The following is an 18828-nucleotide window of genomic DNA, read 5'->3' on the forward strand; positions in this document are numbered from 1 at the left end:
CTACGAATTCGCTGGCGCGCTGCTGGGCTGCCAGTTTTGGGCACGCAGTGCCGCTTTGCGTGATGCGTTCGCGGCCAGTGCGTGAGTCGCTCCGGTCGTGGCCCCTGCTACTTGATCGAACAGCGGAATGAGTTTCATCTCGAGCAGTTCAGCCAGGGCCTTGGCCTGATTTGCATCAGTGACAGGTCCTGGCAGGACGTAGGCAACGGCTGCCTCATCGACCTGAGAACCCAGTGCCGTTTCGAATCCAGCTCGCTGACGATCCAATGTGGTGATCGCTCGAAGGGCTTGGCGCTGTGTCGCCCCGCTCAGGTGTGCTCCCACAACGCCATAGGCGTACACCGCGGCATCAATGCCTGCAATCAGCTGGCTGAGGGTCGCTGTGGCTGAGGAACTCCGGGCTGTCGCGGTCGACGAGTTGGTGGCGGAGGCATTTGTCGAATCACTCGATGGTGAATCTGGCGCACTTGCACAACTGACGAGTAGCAGCGAAGTTAGGCAGAGAGCGCAGATCACTCCACGCTTGGCTCGCAGCAGCGGAAGTCGCGGTACGGGCACAGGCCAAGAATCGCACGAGCCGGGTATATTGCTTGCCAAGGCTGCGCCTCACCTGAGCCGGTGACCGTGAAGTCAGGAAAACTAAATGCTGGGAGGCACCATGGCGGCTTCGGTGGAATCCGTCCGCGCAGGCCTTGAGCCCCTCATCGTCGCTGCGGGGCTTGACCTGGAAGAACTGCAAATCCAGCAAGCAGGGCGGCGCGAAATTGTCCGGGTCGTTATCGACCGTGACGGCGGCATCAATATTGATCTTGTCGCCGATGTGAGCCGCGAGATTTCCGAGGCTCTGGAGGCCGAGCCCCTCAACAGCCAATTCGCTGGAACCTATGTGCTCGAGGTGAGTTCCCCGGGAATTGATCGACCACTGACAGAGGTCAAGCACTGGCGTCGAGCGCACGACCGCCTCGTTGAGGTGCAGTTGCGAGATGGCTCCCAGATCGTTGGGCGCATCACTGCTATCTCCGATGAAGAGCTCACTCTTGAAGTTGTCGACGGCAAGACGACTGCCAGCCAAACAATTTCCCTGTCCCTGGTTGAGCTTGGCCGGGTGCAGGTTGAGTTCAACCGCGTGACGACCGAAGGAGCCGAAGATGGACATTGATGTTGGGGCTCTTAAGGCTCTTGTGCGCGAGAAGGGACTCTCGCTTGAACTCCTCGTTGATTCAATCGAACAGGCACTGTTGGTCGCCTATCACCGCACCCCAGGGTCCTCTGAGCGAGCTCGGGTAGACCTTGATCGCAAGACTGGCCACGTCGTGGTCTGGGCAGCCGAGCTGGACGAAGATGGCACAGTGATTCGCGAGTTCGACGACACTCCCGACGGCTTTGGACGGATCGCGGCCACCACTGCCAGTCAGGTATTCCTAGGCCGACTCCGCGAGGCTGAGGGAGATGCCACCCTCATTGAGTTCACCGGTCGTGAAGGTGATCTCGTTTCAGGATTGGTGCAGCAGACGTCCAACCCGCGAATGATTCGCGTGGACATCGGCAAGATTGAAGCCAATCTCCCGCCAGAGGAACAGGTGCCTGGCGAGGACTATCGCCACGGCAGCCGCTTGAAGTGCCTTGTCGTCGGAGTGCGGAAGGGTTTCAAGGGTCCGGTCGTCACAGTCTCGCGATCCCATCCCAATCTCGTCCGAGCGCTGTTTGCCCTCGAGGTGCCGGAGATCGCCGATGGCACCGTTGAAATCGGAGCCCTATCGCGCGAAGCTGGACACCGCACCAAGATCGCGGTGCGCTCCACTGTTTCCGGAGTCAATGCCAAGGGCGCCTGCATCGGACCCATGGGACAGCGGGTGCGTCAAGTCATGGCTGAATTGCACGGGGAGAAGATCGACATCGTCGATTTCAGCGATGACCCTGCTGAGTTGATCGCCCACGCGCTCTCTCCCGCCCAGGTCACTTCCGTCATTATCGTTGATCCCGTCGCCCGCGCCGCTCGGGTGACAGTTCCCGACTACCAACTCTCCTTGGCGATCGGCAAAGAGGGCCAAAACGCGCGGCTTGCTGCTCGCATGACCGGCTGGCGCATCGATATTCGACCCGACACCGCGGTGGTTGAGCCGCAGGCGGCACAAGCCGAACCTGCATGAGCCCTGAGCGCACCTGTGTGGGCTGTCGGGAACGTGCGCCTCAGAAACTCCTCATGCGGGTGGCCGCCACGAGCCATATCCTGCTTGTCGGGCGGAATGTGCCTGGCCGAGGAGCCTGGCTGCATCCGACACTGCGCTGTTTGAACCTGGCCGAACGCCGATCGGCCTTCGGCCGTGCCCTGCGTCTGGCCGCCCCCCTCGATACCGCCGAGATCCGCTCCCACCTCGAGGGTCCAGCGGCCGAAGTATCCGCGCTATAGTTATCGCCGCTGTACGCACACGCGTGCACATCCATCCGCCTAAGCGTCGGGAGCTCACATGAGGTCATCCACCCGATGAACGAGCAGGGTTAGTCATGCGTCGTTCGCACTGACGGTTCGGGTTGGATAACCCGGGCCGAAGACAGGAGAAACGTGTCAAAGGTCCGGGTCCATGAGCTCGCAAAAGAGCTAGGGGTCACCAGTAAGGATGTACTCGCCAAACTCGCTGATCTAGGTGAGTTTGTGAAGTCTGCGTCGTCGACGGTTGAACCACCTGTCGCCCGCAAACTCAGAGAGGCAATGCCGGCAACGGCAGCCCCAGCCAAACCAGCAGTTAAGAAGGCAGCAGCGGCGAAGCCAGCTGCGCCCGCTCCGGCAACTGCACCGGCACCTGTGCCCGTGCAGGCTCAGGCACCGGTGGCGCCGGTACAGGCAGCCCCTGCGCCAGGTCCCGTCGCGCCAGCACCGGTGGCGCCGCTGGTTCCCGCCGCCGCAGCTGCCGTCACCGAAGTGGCTGCTGTCGCCCCCCGCCCTGATGCTCGGCGTCCGGATGCTCCTCGTCCTGCCGGACCGCGTCCGGGCAACAACCCCTTTGGCGGCTCTACGGGTATGGGCCGTCCGGCGGCTCCGCGTCCGGGCAACAACCCCTTTGGCGGCTCTACGGGTATGGCCCGTCCGGCGGCTCCCTCAGCTCCGGCCGTACCAGGTGCGCCGCGTCCAAACCCAGGCATGATGCCCGCAATGCGCCAAGCCCGACCCGGCGCCCCGGCTGGCCCAGGTCAGCGTCCCGCGGGTCCAGGTCAACGACCAAGTGGTCCCGGTGGACCGGGGCAGCGCCCTAGCGGACCTGGTGGTCCGGGGCAGCGCCCCTCAGGACCTGGTGGCTTTCAAGGTCGTGGCCCAGCTGGACCCGGTGGCGCTGGTCGTCCCAGTGGTCCGGGCGGTGGCTTCGCTGGTCGTCCCGGTGGTCCGGGCGGTGGCGCTGGTGCCCCAGGTGGTCCCGGTGGCGGTGGTGGTGGCTTCCCGGGTCGCCCCGGTGCAGGCGGTCGCGGCACAACTGCCGGCGCTTTTGGCCGTCCCGGTGGACGACCTTCGCGTGGACGCAAGTCCAAGCGCGCCAAGCGTCAAGAGTTCGACAACATGCAGGCGCCTTCGCTGACTGGCGTACGCATTACCCGTGGCAGTGGTGAGGCAATCCGGCTGCCTCGTGGCGCGAGCGTGTCCGATTTCGCTGACAAGATCGGCGCAATGCCGGCTGATCTCGTGAAAGTGCTCATTGAACTCGGCGAGATGGTGACCACCACCCAGTCGATTGACGATGACACTCTGCGTCTGCTTGGCGAAGAGCTCAACTACGTCGTTGAAGTGGTCTCGCCTGAGGATGAGGATCGCGAGCTTCTTGAGTCCTATGACCTCGAGTTCGGTGAGGATGAGGGCGCAGACGTTGACCTCATCACCCGTCCGCCCGTTGTCACCGTCATGGGTCACGTTGATCACGGTAAGACGCGCTTGCTTGACTCCATTCGCAAGACGAATGTCATCGGTGGTGAAGCTGGTGGCATCACTCAGCACATCGGTGCTTACCAAGTAACAGCGGTGACTGCTTCAGGCGAGCGCAAGATCACCTTTATCGATACACCCGGTCACGAGGCCTTCACGGCCATGCGTGCTCGTGGTGCTCAGGTCACCGACATCGCGATTCTCGTTGTCGCAGCTGACGACGGGGTGAAGCCGCAGACCATTGAGGCTCTGAACCACGTGCAGGCTGCAGGTGTGCCGATCGTTGTCGCTGTGAACAAGATCGACAAAGAGGGCGCTGACCCTATGAAGGTTCGCGGACAGCTCACCGAATATGGCTTGGTCGCTGAAGAATTCGGCGGCGACACCATGTTCATTGATGTGTCTGCACTGAGCGGCATCGGTATCCCCGAACTTCTCGATGCTGTGCTGCTCACTGCAGATGCCGCACTGGATCTTCGCGCCAATCCCAATCAGGATGCTCAAGGTGTGGCTATTGAGGCACATCTGGATCGTGGTCGCGGACCAGTGGCAACCGTGCTGGTTCAGCGCGGAACCTTGCGCGCTGGTGACTCGATCGTCGCTGGCGATGCCTTCGGTCGCGTTCGTGCCATGCACGACGACGAGGGCAATGTTGTCGATGTGGCTGGTCCATCCTTCCCAGTTCAGGTGCTCGGACTGACATCCGTACCCGGCGCGGGCGACAGCTTCTTGGTTGTGTCCGAAGACCGCATCGCGCGGCAGATTGCTCAGACACGTCAAGCACGTGAGCGCAATGCACTGCTTGCCAAGAACCGTGTCAAGCGTTCCCTGGAGGACTTCCTGGAGTCCATTGAAAAGGGTGAGGTTGCAGAGCTGAACCTCATCATCAAGGGTGACGTTTCCGGTTCAGTCGAGGCACTCGAAGAGGCCTTGGTCAAGATTGATGTCGGCGATGAAGTCTCCATGAGAGTCATTCACCGTGGCGTTGGGTCAATCACCAAGAACGACGTGACCCTTGCTGCTGCTTCCAAGGCAGTCATCATCGGCTTCAACGTCCGACCAGAAGGCAAGGTTGCCGAACTGGCAACGCACGAGGGTGTCGATGTTCGCTTCTACAGCGTCATCTATCAAGCCATCGATGACGTTGAGCAGGCTCTTCGCGGCATGCTCAAGCCTGAGTTCGAGGAAGTCCAACTCGGCACCGCAGAGGTGCGCGAGGTCTTCAAGTCCTCGAAGTTCGGCACGATCGCGGGCTGTGTTGTGCAAACAGGTGAGATCCGGCGCAACTCGAAGGCACGACTCGTGCGCGATGGCGCAGTGGTTGCAGACAACATTGCTGTGGCAGGCCTGCGTCGATTCAAGGACGATGTCACCGAGGTCCGCGAGGGCTTCGAGTGCGGTATCAACCTTGGCAACTTCCAGGACGTCAAGGCCGACGACATCATCGAAACCTTCGAGATGCGTGAGAAGCCCCGGAAGCCATGACCAAGGCGCGCCAGCATAAGTTGGAAGATCGCGTTCGCGTCATCGTGGCCGAGACTCTCGAAAAGCGAGTCAAGGATCCACGGCTTGGCTTCATCACGATTACTGAAGTGCGCATGACCTCGGATCTTCGCGAGGCATCGGTTTTTTACACGGTGTATGGCGATGCCGAGTCTGTGGACGCGACGGCGGTTGCCTTGGAGTCAGCCAAGGGTTTGTTGCGCAGCGAGGTCGGCAAGCAGACGGGGATCAAGTTCACTCCGTCCCTCGCCTTCTTTGCCGATGCCATGCCTGAGAACGCTCGTCACGTCGAAGATCTGCTGCGCAAAGCGCAGGAAGACGATGCCCGTGTCCACGAGCAGGCCACCAGTGCCAAGTACGCAGGCGACATCGATCCGTATCGGCATCCCCGTGAGGACGACGGCGAGGAGGAGTGAACGGGCTGCTCGTTCTCGATAAGCCGAGCGACTGGACCTCACATGACGTCGTCAGTCGAGTGCGACGTGTGCTTGGCACCCGGAAGGTAGGCCACGCCGGCACCTTGGATCCCATGGCCACCGGTGTTCTGGTGCTGGGTGTTGGCCGTGCGACCAGGCTCCTCGGATATATCGCTGGTGCGGACAAGAGCTACACGGCCACTATTCGCCTAGGCCAGAGCACAAGCACCGATGATGCTCAAGGTGAACTCACGGAGCAAGCTTCTTTAGAAGCTATGGCAGCGGTGCGGATGTCTTCAGTAGAAGAAGGCATAGTGCTGCTGACTGGAACGATCATGCAGGTGCCAAGTTCGGTCAGCGCGATAAAAGTCGAAGGCAAGCGAGCTTACGCGATGGTGCGGTCAGGCGAGGAAGTCGTCCTTGCTCCGCGCAAAGTGGAAGTCACAGAGTTCACCCTCCTTGATCATCATTTTGTAGATCCATGGCTTGATCTGGATGTGCAGGTCACGTGTAGTTCGGGCACCTACATCCGCGCTTTGGCCAGGGACTTGGGCAATGAGCTCGGGCTCGGTGGGCACCTCATAGCTCTTCGCAGGACAAGGCTCGGCCCGTGGGACCAGCACGAGGCACTTTCGCTGGAGCAGCTCGAAGCCGCACAGATCCCTGAAGAGTCGCTGTTGACGATGGAATCGGCGGTCTCCCGCATCTTCCCAAGTTGGGTGGTATCCGAACCAGAGGCGGTGATGGTCCGCAATGGTCGCCGAATTGACTGGACGTATGCGGAGAGTGCAGCCCCAATCGTTGCTGTCTACGACAGCGAACTGAATTTTCTGGCACTGGCCGAGCAGCACGGCCCGACTGCCAAATACCTCGCAGTGTTTGTCTGACTTAGGGTTGCCTCGAAATGTCCACTGACCAAACGATCGTCAACAGCAATGAGCGCAAAGGTGCTGTTCTGTGCATCGGTGTCTTTGACGGTGTTCACCGTGGGCATCAGGCATTGCTCGCCGCGGGACGTGCACTTGCCGATGAACTTGGCCTGCCGCTCATCGCTGTGACCTTCGATCCACACCCAATGGCAGTTGTGCGTCCAGAGTCGGCACCGCAGACTCTTGCGAGTCTGGCTGAGCGCCGATTCCTGCTCTTCAACGCTGGTGCCGACGATGTCTTCGTGCTGAAGTTCACCAAAGAAGTGTCGGGCTGGGAGCCAGAAGAGTTCATTCACCGTGTGCTTGTCGGCACGTTGAGGGCCAAGGCGGTAGTGGTTGGTGAGAACTTCCGCTTCGGACATCGCGCTGCTGGCACCGTAGAAACCTTGCGCGAGGCTGGAATTCGCCATGGCTTTGTCGTGCACCAGGTCGGCTTGGCGGCCGATCAGGAGCCTTGGTCATCCACTCGTGTTCGCAAGGCCATAACTGACGGAGATATTGCCGAGGCAACGCGGGTGCTGGGCCGTGAATACGAACTCACTGGCATTGTGGTCCATGGCGACCATCGTGGACGTGAGTTGGGCTTTCCCACCGCCAATCTGTTTTGGCTTGGCCAGCCCGTCATCCCTGCTGACGGCGTCTATGCCGGCTGGCTCGTTGCAGGCAATCAGCGATTGCCCGCGGCAATCTCTGTTGGAACCAATCCGCAGTTCTCTGGAGTTGCACGTCGCGTTGAGACCTACGTCCTGGATCGCGACGATCTTGATCTCTACGACCAGGAAGTCACCCTCGTGTTCGTTGAGCATTTGCGCGGCCAAATGGTCTTCGAAGCCCTCGAAGGGCTTATCGAGCAGATGAATGCGGATGTAGAGGCCACTCGCGCGGTCTTGGGTCTGCGTGAGATTTGAACGGCGTGAAGACTGCTACTCTTGTGTCTCCAGACGGTCGTGAAGCGGGCGCTTTGCGATTCGTGTCGAAATTGAAATGTGTCCCACAATGGGGCGCGCCCGAGAGGAACGTATGTCGCTCGATAGTGCAACCAAAGAAGCCATCATTGCCGAATTCGGCTCAAAGCCTGGTGATACCGGCTCCCCAGAAGTTCAGATCGCGCTGCTCAGCCGTCGCATCAACGACTTGACTGAGCACCTCAAGACTCACAAGCACGACCATCACAGCCGCCGTGGCCTGCTGCTCCTAGTGGGGCAGCGTCGTCGCTTGCTGCAGTACCTAGTCAAGACGGATATTGCGCGATACCGCTCGATCATCGAGAAGCTCGGCATCCGCCGCTAAATCTTGAGAACCGGCGCAAGAGGCGCCGGTTCTGCTTTATCCACGCGGATACCTTCCGCATGGCACAACTTCATACTGCGTATGAGATTCGGGGCGCTGCGACGCTGTCGCCTGTCGGTCCTCGGTAGTGACCTCCGGGTGTGATTCACCCGTGGGCCTCGATCGGAGACCGCCACTTGCCCGCACTCGCGAGCGCCCCTGTAAACGAACAGGAGGCACCCGTGGAGGGTCCCGCAATTGCAACAACCCAGGCCGTTATTGATAACGGTGCTCTGGGACAGCGCGTCATTGTCTTCGAGACCGGACGACTCGCCCGCCAAGCGGCAGGCTCAGTCACCGTTACCCTCGATGACGAGACGATGCTGATTTCAGCCACGACGGCAGGCAAGTCGCCGCGTGATTCATTCGACTTCTTCCCACTGACGGTGGATGTCGAAGAGCGCATGTACGCCGTGGGACGCATCCCCGGCTCTTTCTTCCGTCGTGAAGGCCGTCCAAGTGAGGACGCAATCCTCACTTGTCGGTTGATCGACCGCCCGCTGCGCCCAACCTTCGTCAAGGGCCTGCGCAATGAGGTCCAGGTGGTTGTCACTGTCATGGCCCTCAACCCAGGCGATCTCTACGACGTTGTGGCGATCAACGCTGCATCTGCTTCAACTCAGATCGCCGGCCTGCCATTCAGTGGCCCAATCGGCGCTGTGCGCGTTGCGCTCATCCGTGGCCAGTGGGTTGCCTTCCCAACGCATGAGCAGCTTGAGGAGGCCGTGTTTGACATGGTCGTCGCAGGCTCCATCGCCGGCGACGACATAGCCATCACCATGGTTGAGGCCGAAGCCACTGCTCGCACGATCGAATTGATCGCGGGCGGTGCAACTGCTCCGACTGAAGAGGTCGTGGCACAGGGACTTGAAGCGTCCAAGACCTTCATCCGAGTGCTCTGCGAGGCCCAGATTGAACTTGCTGCAACGGCAGCAAAGCCAACTGGTCACTTCCCAGTGTTCCTGGAGTACGAGGACGATGCCTACGAGGCTGTTGCAGCAGTGGCAGCAGATTCAGTTGCTCAGGCACTGACGATTCTTGGCAAGGCAGAGCGCGAAGATCGTCTCGATGCGATCAAGGCCGAGATAATTGCTCAAATCGGTGAGAACTTTGCCGGTCGCGAGAAGGAGCTGTCCGCTGCCCTTCGCTCGGTGACGAAGAACTGCGTGCGTGAGCGCGTGCTTCGCGACAAGATCCGCATCGATGGCCGTGGGCTTACCGATATTCGTACCCTGTCCGCAGAGGTGCAGGTCATTCCCCGGGTGCACGGTTCGGCGTTGTTCGAGCGCGGCGAGACCCAGATTCTGGGAGTCACCACGTTGAACATGCTGCGCATGGAGCAGCAGCTTGACACTCTCAACCCTGAGAATCGCAAGCGCTACATGCACAACTACAACTTCCCGCCGTACTCCACTGGAGAAACGGGTCGGGTGGGTTCACCCAAGCGTCGTGAGATTGGCCATGGTGCGCTCGCTGAGCGCGCACTAGTGCCGGTGCTTCCCTCGCGAGAGGAGTTCCCATACGCCATTCGTCAGGTCTCTGAGGCACTGAGCTCCAATGGCTCAACTTCGATGGGCTCGGTTTGTGCCTCAACCATGTCCTTGCTCAACGCAGGGGTGCCGCTCAAGGCGCCTGTCGCCGGCATCGCTATGGGGCTCATCTCCGGAATCGTTGACGGCAAGCAGGAATACGTGGCAATCACGGACATCCTGGGAGCTGAAGATGCCTATGGCGACATGGACTTCAAGGTCGCTGGCACCAAGGACTTCGTCACCGCATTGCAGTTGGATACCAAGCTCGACGGCATTCCGGCTTCGGTGCTCGCTGGCGCCTTGAACCAGGCGCGCGATGCACGTCTGACCATTCTTGAGGTGATGGCCGAGGCCATCGACGCTCCAGATGAGATGGCAGCAACGGCACCGCGCGTGATCAGCATTCAGGTGCCGGTAGACAAGATCGGTGAGGTGATCGGGCCAAAGGGCAAGATCATCAATCAGATTCAAGAAGAGACCGGCGCTGACATCACGATTGAAGATGACGGCACGATCTACATCGGCGCAACGGATGGTCCATCAGCCGAGGCAGCTCGCGCGATGATCAACCAGATTGCGAACCCGACGATGCCAGAGGTTGGCGAGCGTTACCTTGGCACGGTCGTCAAGACGACCACCTTCGGTGCATTCATCTCGCTGGTTCCTGGCAAGGATGGGCTGCTGCATATCTCCGAGGTCAAGAAGCTTGCCGGTGGCAAGCGGATTGAGGCTGTTGAAGATGTGCTCAAGGTCGGCGACAAGGTTGAGGTGGAAATCAAGGAGATTGACCCTCGCGGCAAACTCTCGCTTCAGCCGGTAACAGAAGCAGCCACGGCCTAGTCACAAATGGCGCGCGCACACACCACCACTCTGCTCAGGGAGGACGACGGCAGCATTGTCTGCCGCACCGTCCTCCCTGGCGGATTGCGCGTCATCACGCAACATGTTCCGGGAGTTCGCTCTGCTGCATTCGGAGTCTGGGTGACGGCCGGTTCCCGTGATGAGACCCCCGCCCAACACGGCTCCGCGCATTTCCTTGAACATCTGTTGTTCAAGGGCACAAGCAAACGATCGGCGCTGGAGATCTCGTCGATGGTCGAAGCCGTAGGCGGCGATCTCAATGCCTTCACCGGTAAAGAGCTCACCTGCTATCACGCGAAGGCGCTCGATCGCGATCTGCCCATGATCATCGATGTCGTATGTGATGTCGTCACCGACGCTCTGTTGCGAAATTCAGACATCGAGGATGAACGTGGAGTCATCCTCGAAGAGATCGCGATGTACGAGGACGATCCAAGTGATCTTGTCCATGATGACTTTGCCTCTCTCATGTATGGGGATTCCCCACTCGGTCGGCCAGTTCTTGGCACCACCGATTCCATTCACCGACTTGGTCGCGCCCACGTCAAAGGCTTCTATCGCAAGCACTATCAACCTTCATCAATGGTGGTCGCGGCCGCAGGCAATGTTGATCACGCGAAGGTAGTCAAGCAAGTGCGTGCAAGCTTCGCGCCCTTCCTTGATGCAAGTGCCGAGCCAAAGCCCTTGCGCAGCGCAAAGACCCGCCCCGCAGTCAATTCCGGCATCACTCTCAACTCGCGCCCAACTGAACAGGCCAACCTCGTGCTGGGCGTGCCGGGCTTGGCAAGAGGCGACGAGCGGCGCTATGCCATGGCAGTCATGACGACCGCGCTCGGTGGCGGCATGAGCAGCCGAATCTTTCAAGAAGTTCGCGAGAAGCGTGGCTTGGCCTATTCCGTATATGCCTTCAGCCAGGGCTTCACAGACAGCGGGATGCTCGGGCTCTACGCCGGATGCCTGCCGTCCAAGGTGCCACTTGTGCTCGAGATCTTTCAGGAGCAAATCGCCGATGTCGTGCTCAATGGGCTTTCGGCCGATGAAGTGCAGCGCGGTAAAGGTCAGGTCAGCGGCTCGATGGTGCTCGGCCAAGAAGACACAGGCGCTCGCATGCATCGCATTGCGAAATCTGAGCTTCAAGGCGAACCACTCTTGAGCATCGATCAGTTGTTGAGCCAGGTCGATGGCGTCACTTCTGTGCAGGTGCATGAGGTCGCTGCTGAACTGTTCGCGGCTACTCCGAGCCTGGCAGTCATTGGACCTTTTGACGACATCTCGGCTTTCGCGCCTAGCCACTAGCATCACGCCATGGTCGATTCCGGTCTCCTTCAGGTTGGTGTGGTTGGTGCGCGTGGACGCATGGGCCGACAGGTTGTGCAGACGATCCAAGAATCAACGACCTGCGAGGTCGCTGCTGAAGTAGATCTAGGCGATGACCTCAACCTGCTGAACAATTGCGATGTCATCGTCGATTTCAGCACGCCTGAGGTCGTCATGGCCACTCTTGACCATTGCATTCAGCAGGGAGTGCACTGCGTTGTGGGCACAACTGGATTCGACGAAGCTCGGCTCAATCAGCTCCGCACCTGGCTCGGACCAGAGCCGACCGTCAATGTGCTGGTGGCGCCCAACTTCGGCATTGGCGCCGTGCTGATGATGCAGTTCGCGCAGATCGCGGCTCCGTATTTCGAGTCAGTTGAAATCGTTGAGCTGCACCATCCGGACAAGGTTGATGCCCCCTCGGGCACTGCGCGACGCACAGCTGAACTCATTGCCCAAGCTCGTAAAGATCACGGAGTTGGCGTCAGTCCCGACGCGACGACTCAGGAGATTGCAGGCGCGCGGGGCGCCAGCGTTGACGACATTCGCGTGCATTCCGTGCGCGCGCGAGGCCTTGTGGCCCATCAGGAAGTCATCCTGGGGGGCATCGGCGAGACTTTGACGATCCGGCACGACTCAATGGATCGCACTTCGTTCATGCCCGGAGTCCTGCTGGCTGTTGAACGCATTGCTGCCCACCCTGGACTCACTGTTGGTCTCGACTCCTTCCTGAGCTAGCAATGGACCATTCCGGCGAGCGCGGGGGTCTCGCCGGAATTCGCCACTCGCGGCACGCACCCGGAATCCGCGTGCGACCAGTGGACGCGGCTAAGGTTGAGCAGTGGATTTGACCTTTCGCAGTGACATCACCGTTGAACTCGTTCGCGACAGTGCCAAGGATGCCGATGTGGTGTTTGCTGCTCGCGTATCGACCGCGGGCGAGCAGTCACTCGACGATGTCGATGCCGACGCGGGCAGCTCCAAGGGCCTGATCAACTTCCTGATGCGCGAGCGCCATGGCAGTCCATTCGAGCACAACTCGATGACTTTCTTCGTCCAAGCGCCGATCTTCGTCTGGCGCGAGCACATGCGCCACCGGATCGCCAGTTACAACGAAGAATCCGGGCGTTACCGGGAGTTGAAGCCGGTGTTCTATATCCCCGCCCGCGAGCGCAAACTCGTGCAGATTGGCAAGACGGGCGCATATGAATTTCTCGATGGCAGCCAGGAGCAGCACGAACTCATCGAGAATCGAATGCGCGAATCCTGCACGCAGTCCTACGTCGCCTACCAGGAAATGCTCGACGCAGGGATTGCGCGCGAAGTTGCGCGCATGGTTCTTCCCGTGTCCATCTACTCCAGCGCATATGTCACGGTCAACGCGCGGGCCCTCATGAACTTCCTGTCCTTGCGTCGAAAGACGGAGGATTCGAAGTTCCCCTCGTATCCCCAGCGTGAAATCGAGATGGTGGCGGAGCGATACGAAGAAGAATGGGCCAAGCTGATGCCATTGACCCATGCGGCCTTTGTGGCGAACGGTCGCGTTTCTCCATAGACCGGTACTCTCGTACTTATGCCTGGCCTCACCACCCCCGATTCCCCGTTTGGGTACATGCTGTCGGCGATGGTCACCCCCTTCAATGCCGATGGCAGTGTCGATCTCGCCGGTGCCCAGGTGCTCGCCAGCCATCTTGTTGACAATCTGAGCCATGACGGACTGGTCATCAACGGCACCACGGGTGAATCGCCAACCAAGACCGATGAGGAGGACCTAGCGGTTCTGCGCGCGGTGATTGAGGCAGTTGGCGATCGAGCAACGATCATCGCCGGAGTCGGCACGAATGACACCTCGCATTCGATTGGCGCCGCTCGAGCCGCTGCCGCCGCAGGTGCACAGGGGGTGATGGCTGTGACTCCGTATTACAACCGTCCGCCGCAGTCGGGCGTGCTGGCTCATTTTCACGCGATTGCTGATGCAACTGATCTGCCGATGATCACCTACGACATTCCCAAGCGAACCGGCACCGCTATTGAGACCGAGACCTTCGTGCGCATAGCTGAGCACCCACGGATCGTTGCCAATAAGGACGCCAAAGGAGACATTGAGGCTGCTCAATGGGTGATGGCCCGCACTGATTTGGCTTGGTACTCCGGGGATGACGCGCTCAATCTCCCACTGCTCTGCCTTGGAGCCGCCGGAATGATTTCAGTCGTCGGCCATCTCGTAGGGGATCGTCTCGCTGAGATGGCTCGCGCCGTCCGCGAAGGCGATCTCGAGCACGCACGAAAGATCAACACATCACTGCTTCCCGTTTACACAGGCGTATTTCGCGCACAAGGAGTTGTCACCATCAAAGCTGCACTCGCCCAACTTGGGCTTCCCTCTGGGCCGGTACGCCTGCCATTGCTTGATGCATCACCGGAGCAATGCGAGCAACTGTGGCGCGATCTCGCTGCTGGCGGCGTCGCCGGATTCTCTGCATGACTCATAGCGAACTACTGCCGCCGCCGCCATTGGCCAAAGGCGCTTTACGTATCTACGCACTTGGCGGACTCGGCGAAATTGGTCGCAACATGACCATCTTCGAATTCGACGGACGCTTGTTGATTCTGGATTGCGGGGTGCTCTTCCCTGAGGATTCCCAACCAGGCGTCGATCTGATTCTTCCGGACTTCAGCCCGATAGCTGACCGCATGGCAGATGTCGAGGCCGTGGTGCTGACACATGGGCACGAAGATCACATTGGTGCGCTGCCTTATCTCCTACGGCTGCGGCAGGACATCCCCATCTACGGTTCGCGATTCACTCTTGCTCTGCTCGAAGGCAAACTTCGCGAGCACCGCATCGCTGGTTCGGTCAATCTGATCAGCGAAGGTCAGACCCTGCAGATTGGCAACTTCGGGCTGGAATTTCTCGCCGTGAATCACTCCATTCCCGATGCGCTGGCTCTCGCGATCCGCACTCCAGGTGGCACCATCTTGCACACGGGCGATTTCAAGATGGACCAACTGCCGCTTGATGGACGCATTACTGACCTGAACGGCTTCGCGCGCATTGGCGATCAAGGCGTTGACCTATTTATGGTCGACAGCACCAACGCTGAGGTTCCCGGGTTCGTCGCAAGCGAACGCGAAATTGAGCCAGTTCTCGACAGTGTCTTTTTGCGCGCTGATGGACGCATCATCGTGGCCTCCTTTGCCAGCCACGTGCATCGCATTCAGCAGATAGTCGACATGGCAGCGTTGCACGGACGTCGGGTTGCGCTGGTGGGTCGGTCGATGGTCCGCAATATGGGCGTGGCGCGTGACCTCGGCCTGCTCAAGGTTCCCGGTGGCTTGATGGTCACGGTCGATGAGCTGGCGGGCCTGCCTGACGATGAAACAGTGCTGATCTGCACCGGATCCCAAGGCGAGCCGATGGCAGTGCTGTCACGCATAGCCAATCGCGATCACCCAATCAGTGTTGGTCCGCAGGACACCATTGTCCTTGCATCCTCGCTCATCCCAGGCAATGAGAACTCCGTCAATCGCGTAGTGAACGGTCTCTCGCGACTCGGAGCGCACGTGGTGCATAAGGGCAACGCTCTTGTGCATGTCTCAGGTCACGCAGCTGCCGGCGAACTTCAGTATCTGTACAACGTTGTGAAGCCACGCAATGTGATGCCAATCCATGGCGAGTGGCGACATCTGCGTGCGAACAAGCAACTGGCTATCGGAGTCGGCATCGACCCCGATCGGGTGATCTTGGCCGATGATGGAGTTGTCGTGGATTTGATTGACGGCAAGGCCGCGATCGCTGGCTATCTGCCCGTGGGTTTTGTATACGTCGATGGATCCAGCGTTGGCAATGTCACTGAGAACTTGCTCAAGGATCGCCGCGTTCTTGGCGAAGAGGGCTTCATCACGATCTTTGCCGCGGTCGATCTCATTGAATCCAAAGTGGTGGCGGGTCCAGAGATCCATGCTCGCGGGCTCGGCTTGAAGGATGAGTCCTTCGAAATTGCCGTTGATCAGGTTCGCACAGTGCTCGAGGAAGCCTTGGTTGGCGGCGTGACCGATGTGCATGAACTGCAACAACGCGTTCGCCGCCAAGTGGGCAAATGGGTGAACAGCAATCACAAGCGGCGCCCGATGATCGTGCCCGTAATTATTGAGGGCTAGAGCAGCACTGCTTTCCGGCTGCCTAGACTTCGCCCATGTCCATCCAGGAGATCCGCCTCTTCGGCGACCCTGTATTGCGAGTTCCGGCAGCACCGGTGGTGACCTTCGACCGTGAATTGCGCAAACTGGTCAAGGACTTGACCGAGACCATGATGGATGCCCCCGGCGCCGGATTGGCAGCACCGCAAATTGGTGTATCACTACGAGTCTTCACCTATTGGGTTGACGACGAACTTGGTCATCTGATCAACCCTGATTTGGACCTCTCCGATGAACTCCAGGAAGGAGATGAGGGCTGCCTCTCGCTCCCCGGACTTTCCTTCGACACCAAGCGGGCAATGCGCGTTGTTGCGCGGGGGATGAATATGCACGGTGAACCGGTGGTCATCGAGGGCAGTGAATTGCTCGCGCGTGCTGTGCAGCACGAGACCGACCATCTCGACGGGATCCTGTTCATTGATCGTCTCGACGAAACCCTGCGTAAGGCCGCAATGAAAGAGATTCGTGAGTCAGAGTGGTTTGGCCAGGCGCCACCACTGCAACTCAGCCCGCACCCAATCAACGCGAAGTGGTTGTAACTCTTGCGTCTTGTGTTTGCAGGTACCCCCGAAGTCTCGGCCGTTGCTCTTGAAGCGCTCCTGGCCACCGATCACGAGGTGGTCGGGGTTATTACTCGTGCCGATGCACCGGCTGGTCGAGGGCGTTCCATGCAGCGAAGTCCAGTTGGCCTTATGGCCGATGAGCACCGCATACCAGTCCTGTCTCCAGGCTCCCTCAAAGAACCAGAATTCCAAGCAACGCTGGCGAAGTGGGCTCCCGATTGCATCCCAGTGGTTGCCTACGGAAACCTTGTCCCGACCAGTTTGCTTGGCGCAGCTCCTTATGGCTGGATCAATCTGCACTTCTCATTACTGCCGGCCTGGCGAGGGGCCGCGCCCGTGCAATGGTCGCTCTTGCATGGGGATGAAGTCACCGGGGCCACGACATTTCTCATTGGTCCTGGGCTCGACGATGGCCCGGTATTCGGCTCATTCACCGAGCGAGTGCTGCCCACTGACACGGCTGGCGTGCTCTTGTCCCGATTGGCTCAGCACGGCAGCTCCTTGTTGATCGCCACCCTTGATGGCATTGCATCGGGCGAACTCTCTCCGGTTGATCAGCCAGATTCTGGCGTCACCCTGGCGCCGAAGTTGAGCAGTGACGATGCTCGGATTCGCTGGACTGACCCGTGGGTTGGCGTGGATCGAAGAATTCGTGCAACGACACCTGATCCTGGCGCCTGGACGATGCTGGCCGCCGATCGATTCAAGATCTCGCCTATCGCGCTGCGCCCGCCAGAGGAGCCGCCAATGCTCGCACCCGGCGAGATTCAGGTTTCCAAGGTGGCGGTGTGGGTCGGCACGGCAACACGGGCGGCGTGTTTGGATCAAGTGCAAGCCGCTGGGCGCAAGCAGATGTTGGCCCTTGACTGGGCTCGTGGAGTTCAGCTCAACGGATTGGCTTTCCAGTGAGCGGGGATCCGTCGCGCGAATCCGCGTTGGAACTCCTGCGAACCGTCCGAGTCGATGATGCGTACGCGAACTTGGCCCTCCCCGGTATTCTGCGCGAGCGTCGACTCGATGGTCGCGATGCTGGCTTCGCCACCGAGTTGGGCTACGGCACATTGCGCTGGCAAGGCTGGTACGACGCGATTCTGGCAAGTTGCGTCACGCGTCCTTGGGAGCAAGTCGATGCCGGCATGAAGGATCTCCTTCGCCTGGGCGCTCATCAGCTGCTCATGATGCGGGTGCCCACGCACGCGGCTGTTGACTCGACTTGCAATCTGGCAAGAGCTGCTGGAGCCGTGGGTGGCGCTGCCTCCCGCGCTGGATTCGTCAATGCGGTGCTGCGCAAGGTTTCGGCTCGAACAGCAGATGAGTGGGCAATTGAGCTCGGCGTCGACGGCACTTCTGAGAAGGATCTGGCGATCAGGTGGTCCCATCCGCTCTGGATCGTCCGCGCGTTTTCCCAAGTACTGGCTGATCGCAAGTCCGAATTGAGCGAACTTCTTCAGGCCGACAACACTCCGGCACGGCCATCTCTAGTTGCCCGACGAATTCCCGTCCAAGAATTGTTGGAGATCCCTGGAGTCGAGCCCGGACGTTGGTCACCTGTTGCCGGCACTCTTGTCGATGGCACCCCGGAGTCAATCCCGCAGATCCGCAGCGGCGAAGTGGGAGTGCAGGACGAGGGCAGCCAACTCGTCACTCTTGCGTTGACTCGAGTGTCTGTCTTGAGCAACGAGGGCCGATGGCTCGACATGTGCGCGGGGCCAGGCGGCAAGGCAGCGCTGCTTGATTGCGTCGCCTACGCACAAGGCGTGCAGCTTATTGCTGTTGAGCCGCATGCACATCGAGCGCACCTTGTGCGCCAATCTTTGGGCGAAGACAGCACAGCGGAGGTTCTGGTCGCTGATGCCGTATCGCGACCATGGGAAGGGCTTTTCGACCGAGTGCTGGTGGATGTGCCGTGTAGTGGGCTGGGGGCTTTGCGCCGCAGGCCAGAATCGCGTTGGCGTCGCAAATTGAGCGACGTGGCAGAACTCGCACCACTTCAACGAGCGCTCTTGACTGCTGCTATCGCCGCCGTGGCTCCAGGAGGGGTCGTCGCCTATGTCACCTGCTCTCCGCATTTTGCCGAGACTGAGTTGGTCATCAGCGACATCCGCAAGCAGCATCCAGAACTCATACTCTTGGATGCCCCGAGCTATCTGCCGGAAGTGCCAGACGCTGCTCGGGGATCCTTCGTGCAGTTGTGGCCTCATCGTCATGGCACGGATGCAATGTTCCTTGCCCTGTTGCAGCGCCCCTTATAGAGCCTGCTCATGACTA

Annotated in this window: 18 protein-coding genes; 17 read left to right on the forward strand and 1 reads right to left on the reverse strand. The window is 59.8% G+C overall.

Features of this window, described 5'->3' with window-relative positions; all coding sequences use genetic code 11:
- Positions 1-558 (reverse strand): DUF4439 domain-containing protein, encoded by a 558-nt coding sequence (locus Q7L55_03435; GenBank protein ID MDO8731612.1) that lies wholly within the window; start codon positions 556-558, stop codon positions 1-3.
- Positions 559-658: 100 nt separating this feature from the next.
- On the opposite strand from Q7L55_03435, the gene rimP reads away from it, so the two are divergent.
- The 17 genes from rimP to Q7L55_03520 all read left to right on the forward strand — a co-directional run bounded on the left by rimP (position 659) and on the right by Q7L55_03520 (position 18812).
- Positions 659-1159 (forward strand): ribosome maturation factor RimP, encoded by a 501-nt coding sequence (rimP, locus tag Q7L55_03440; protein MDO8731613.1) that lies wholly within the window; start codon positions 659-661, stop codon positions 1157-1159.
- Entirely contained in the window at positions 1149-2150 is a 1002-nt protein-coding gene (gene nusA / locus Q7L55_03445) for a transcription termination factor NusA (protein MDO8731614.1), read from the forward strand. Before rimP ends, nusA begins: the two co-directional genes overlap by 11 nt.
- Positions 2147-2410 carry a YlxR family protein gene (locus Q7L55_03450; protein ID MDO8731615.1) on the forward strand — a complete coding sequence of 88 codons (264 nt, stop codon included), beginning with the start codon at positions 2147-2149 and terminating at the stop codon, positions 2408-2410. The genes nusA and Q7L55_03450 overlap by 4 nt, the downstream gene beginning before the upstream one ends.
- A gap of 153 nt (positions 2411-2563) precedes the next feature.
- Positions 2564-5395 (forward strand): translation initiation factor IF-2, encoded by a 2832-nt coding sequence (infB, locus tag Q7L55_03455; GenBank protein MDO8731616.1) that lies wholly within the window; start codon positions 2564-2566, stop codon positions 5393-5395.
- Positions 5392-5829 (forward strand): 30S ribosome-binding factor RbfA, encoded by a 438-nt coding sequence (gene rbfA, locus Q7L55_03460; protein ID MDO8731617.1) that lies wholly within the window; start codon positions 5392-5394, stop codon positions 5827-5829. The genes infB and rbfA overlap by 4 nt, the downstream gene beginning before the upstream one ends.
- The gene (gene truB, locus Q7L55_03465) at positions 5826-6716 is read left to right on the forward strand and encodes a tRNA pseudouridine(55) synthase TruB (GenBank protein MDO8731618.1); all 891 of its coding nucleotides are present in this window, start codon (positions 5826-5828) and stop codon (positions 6714-6716) included. The genes rbfA and truB overlap by 4 nt, the downstream gene beginning before the upstream one ends.
- A gap of 17 nt (positions 6717-6733) precedes the next feature.
- Complete coding sequence (locus Q7L55_03470; GenBank protein ID MDO8731619.1) at positions 6734-7666, forward strand: bifunctional riboflavin kinase/FAD synthetase; 933 nt, start codon at positions 6734-6736, stop codon at positions 7664-7666.
- 112 nt (positions 7667-7778) lie between these two features.
- Positions 7779-8048: a 30S ribosomal protein S15 gene (gene rpsO, locus Q7L55_03475; protein MDO8731620.1), complete on the forward strand. Its 270-nt coding sequence runs from the start codon at positions 7779-7781 to the stop codon at positions 8046-8048.
- Positions 8049-8269: 221 nt separating this feature from the next.
- Entirely contained in the window at positions 8270-10459 is a 2190-nt protein-coding gene (locus Q7L55_03480) for a polyribonucleotide nucleotidyltransferase (protein ID MDO8731621.1), read from the forward strand.
- Positions 10460-10465: 6 nt separating this feature from the next.
- The gene (locus Q7L55_03485) at positions 10466-11776 is read left to right on the forward strand and encodes a pitrilysin family protein (GenBank protein ID MDO8731622.1); all 1311 of its coding nucleotides are present in this window, start codon (positions 10466-10468) and stop codon (positions 11774-11776) included.
- A 9-nt stretch (positions 11777-11785) separates the two neighbouring features.
- Positions 11786-12535, forward strand: coding sequence for a 4-hydroxy-tetrahydrodipicolinate reductase (dapB, locus tag Q7L55_03490; GenBank protein ID MDO8731623.1), 750 nt, complete (start codon positions 11786-11788; stop codon positions 12533-12535).
- A 103-nt stretch (positions 12536-12638) separates the two neighbouring features.
- Complete coding sequence (thyX, locus tag Q7L55_03495) at positions 12639-13352, forward strand: FAD-dependent thymidylate synthase (protein ID MDO8731624.1); 714 nt, start codon at positions 12639-12641, stop codon at positions 13350-13352.
- Between the two features lie 18 nt (positions 13353-13370).
- Entirely contained in the window at positions 13371-14282 is a 912-nt protein-coding gene (gene dapA / locus Q7L55_03500) for a 4-hydroxy-tetrahydrodipicolinate synthase (protein ID MDO8731625.1), read from the forward strand.
- Positions 14279-15958, forward strand: coding sequence for a ribonuclease J (locus tag Q7L55_03505; protein ID MDO8731626.1), 1680 nt, complete (start codon positions 14279-14281; stop codon positions 15956-15958). Before dapA ends, Q7L55_03505 begins: the two co-directional genes overlap by 4 nt.
- Before the next feature lie 35 nt (positions 15959-15993).
- Positions 15994-16536: a peptide deformylase gene (gene def / locus Q7L55_03510; protein ID MDO8731627.1), complete on the forward strand. Its 543-nt coding sequence runs from the start codon at positions 15994-15996 to the stop codon at positions 16534-16536.
- 3 nt (positions 16537-16539) lie between these two features.
- On the forward strand, positions 16540-17469 hold the full coding sequence (fmt, locus tag Q7L55_03515) for a methionyl-tRNA formyltransferase (GenBank protein MDO8731628.1): 930 nt from the start codon (positions 16540-16542) through the stop codon (positions 17467-17469).
- Positions 17466-18812 carry a transcription antitermination factor NusB gene (locus Q7L55_03520; protein MDO8731629.1) on the forward strand — a complete coding sequence of 449 codons (1347 nt, stop codon included), beginning with the start codon at positions 17466-17468 and terminating at the stop codon, positions 18810-18812. Before fmt ends, Q7L55_03520 begins: the two co-directional genes overlap by 4 nt.
- Positions 18813-18828: the final 16 nt, after the last annotated feature.

The organism is Actinomycetota bacterium (genome assembly GCA_030650795.1).
In the GTDB taxonomy this organism is placed as follows: domain Bacteria; phylum Actinomycetota; class Actinomycetes; order S36-B12; family S36-B12; genus UBA11398.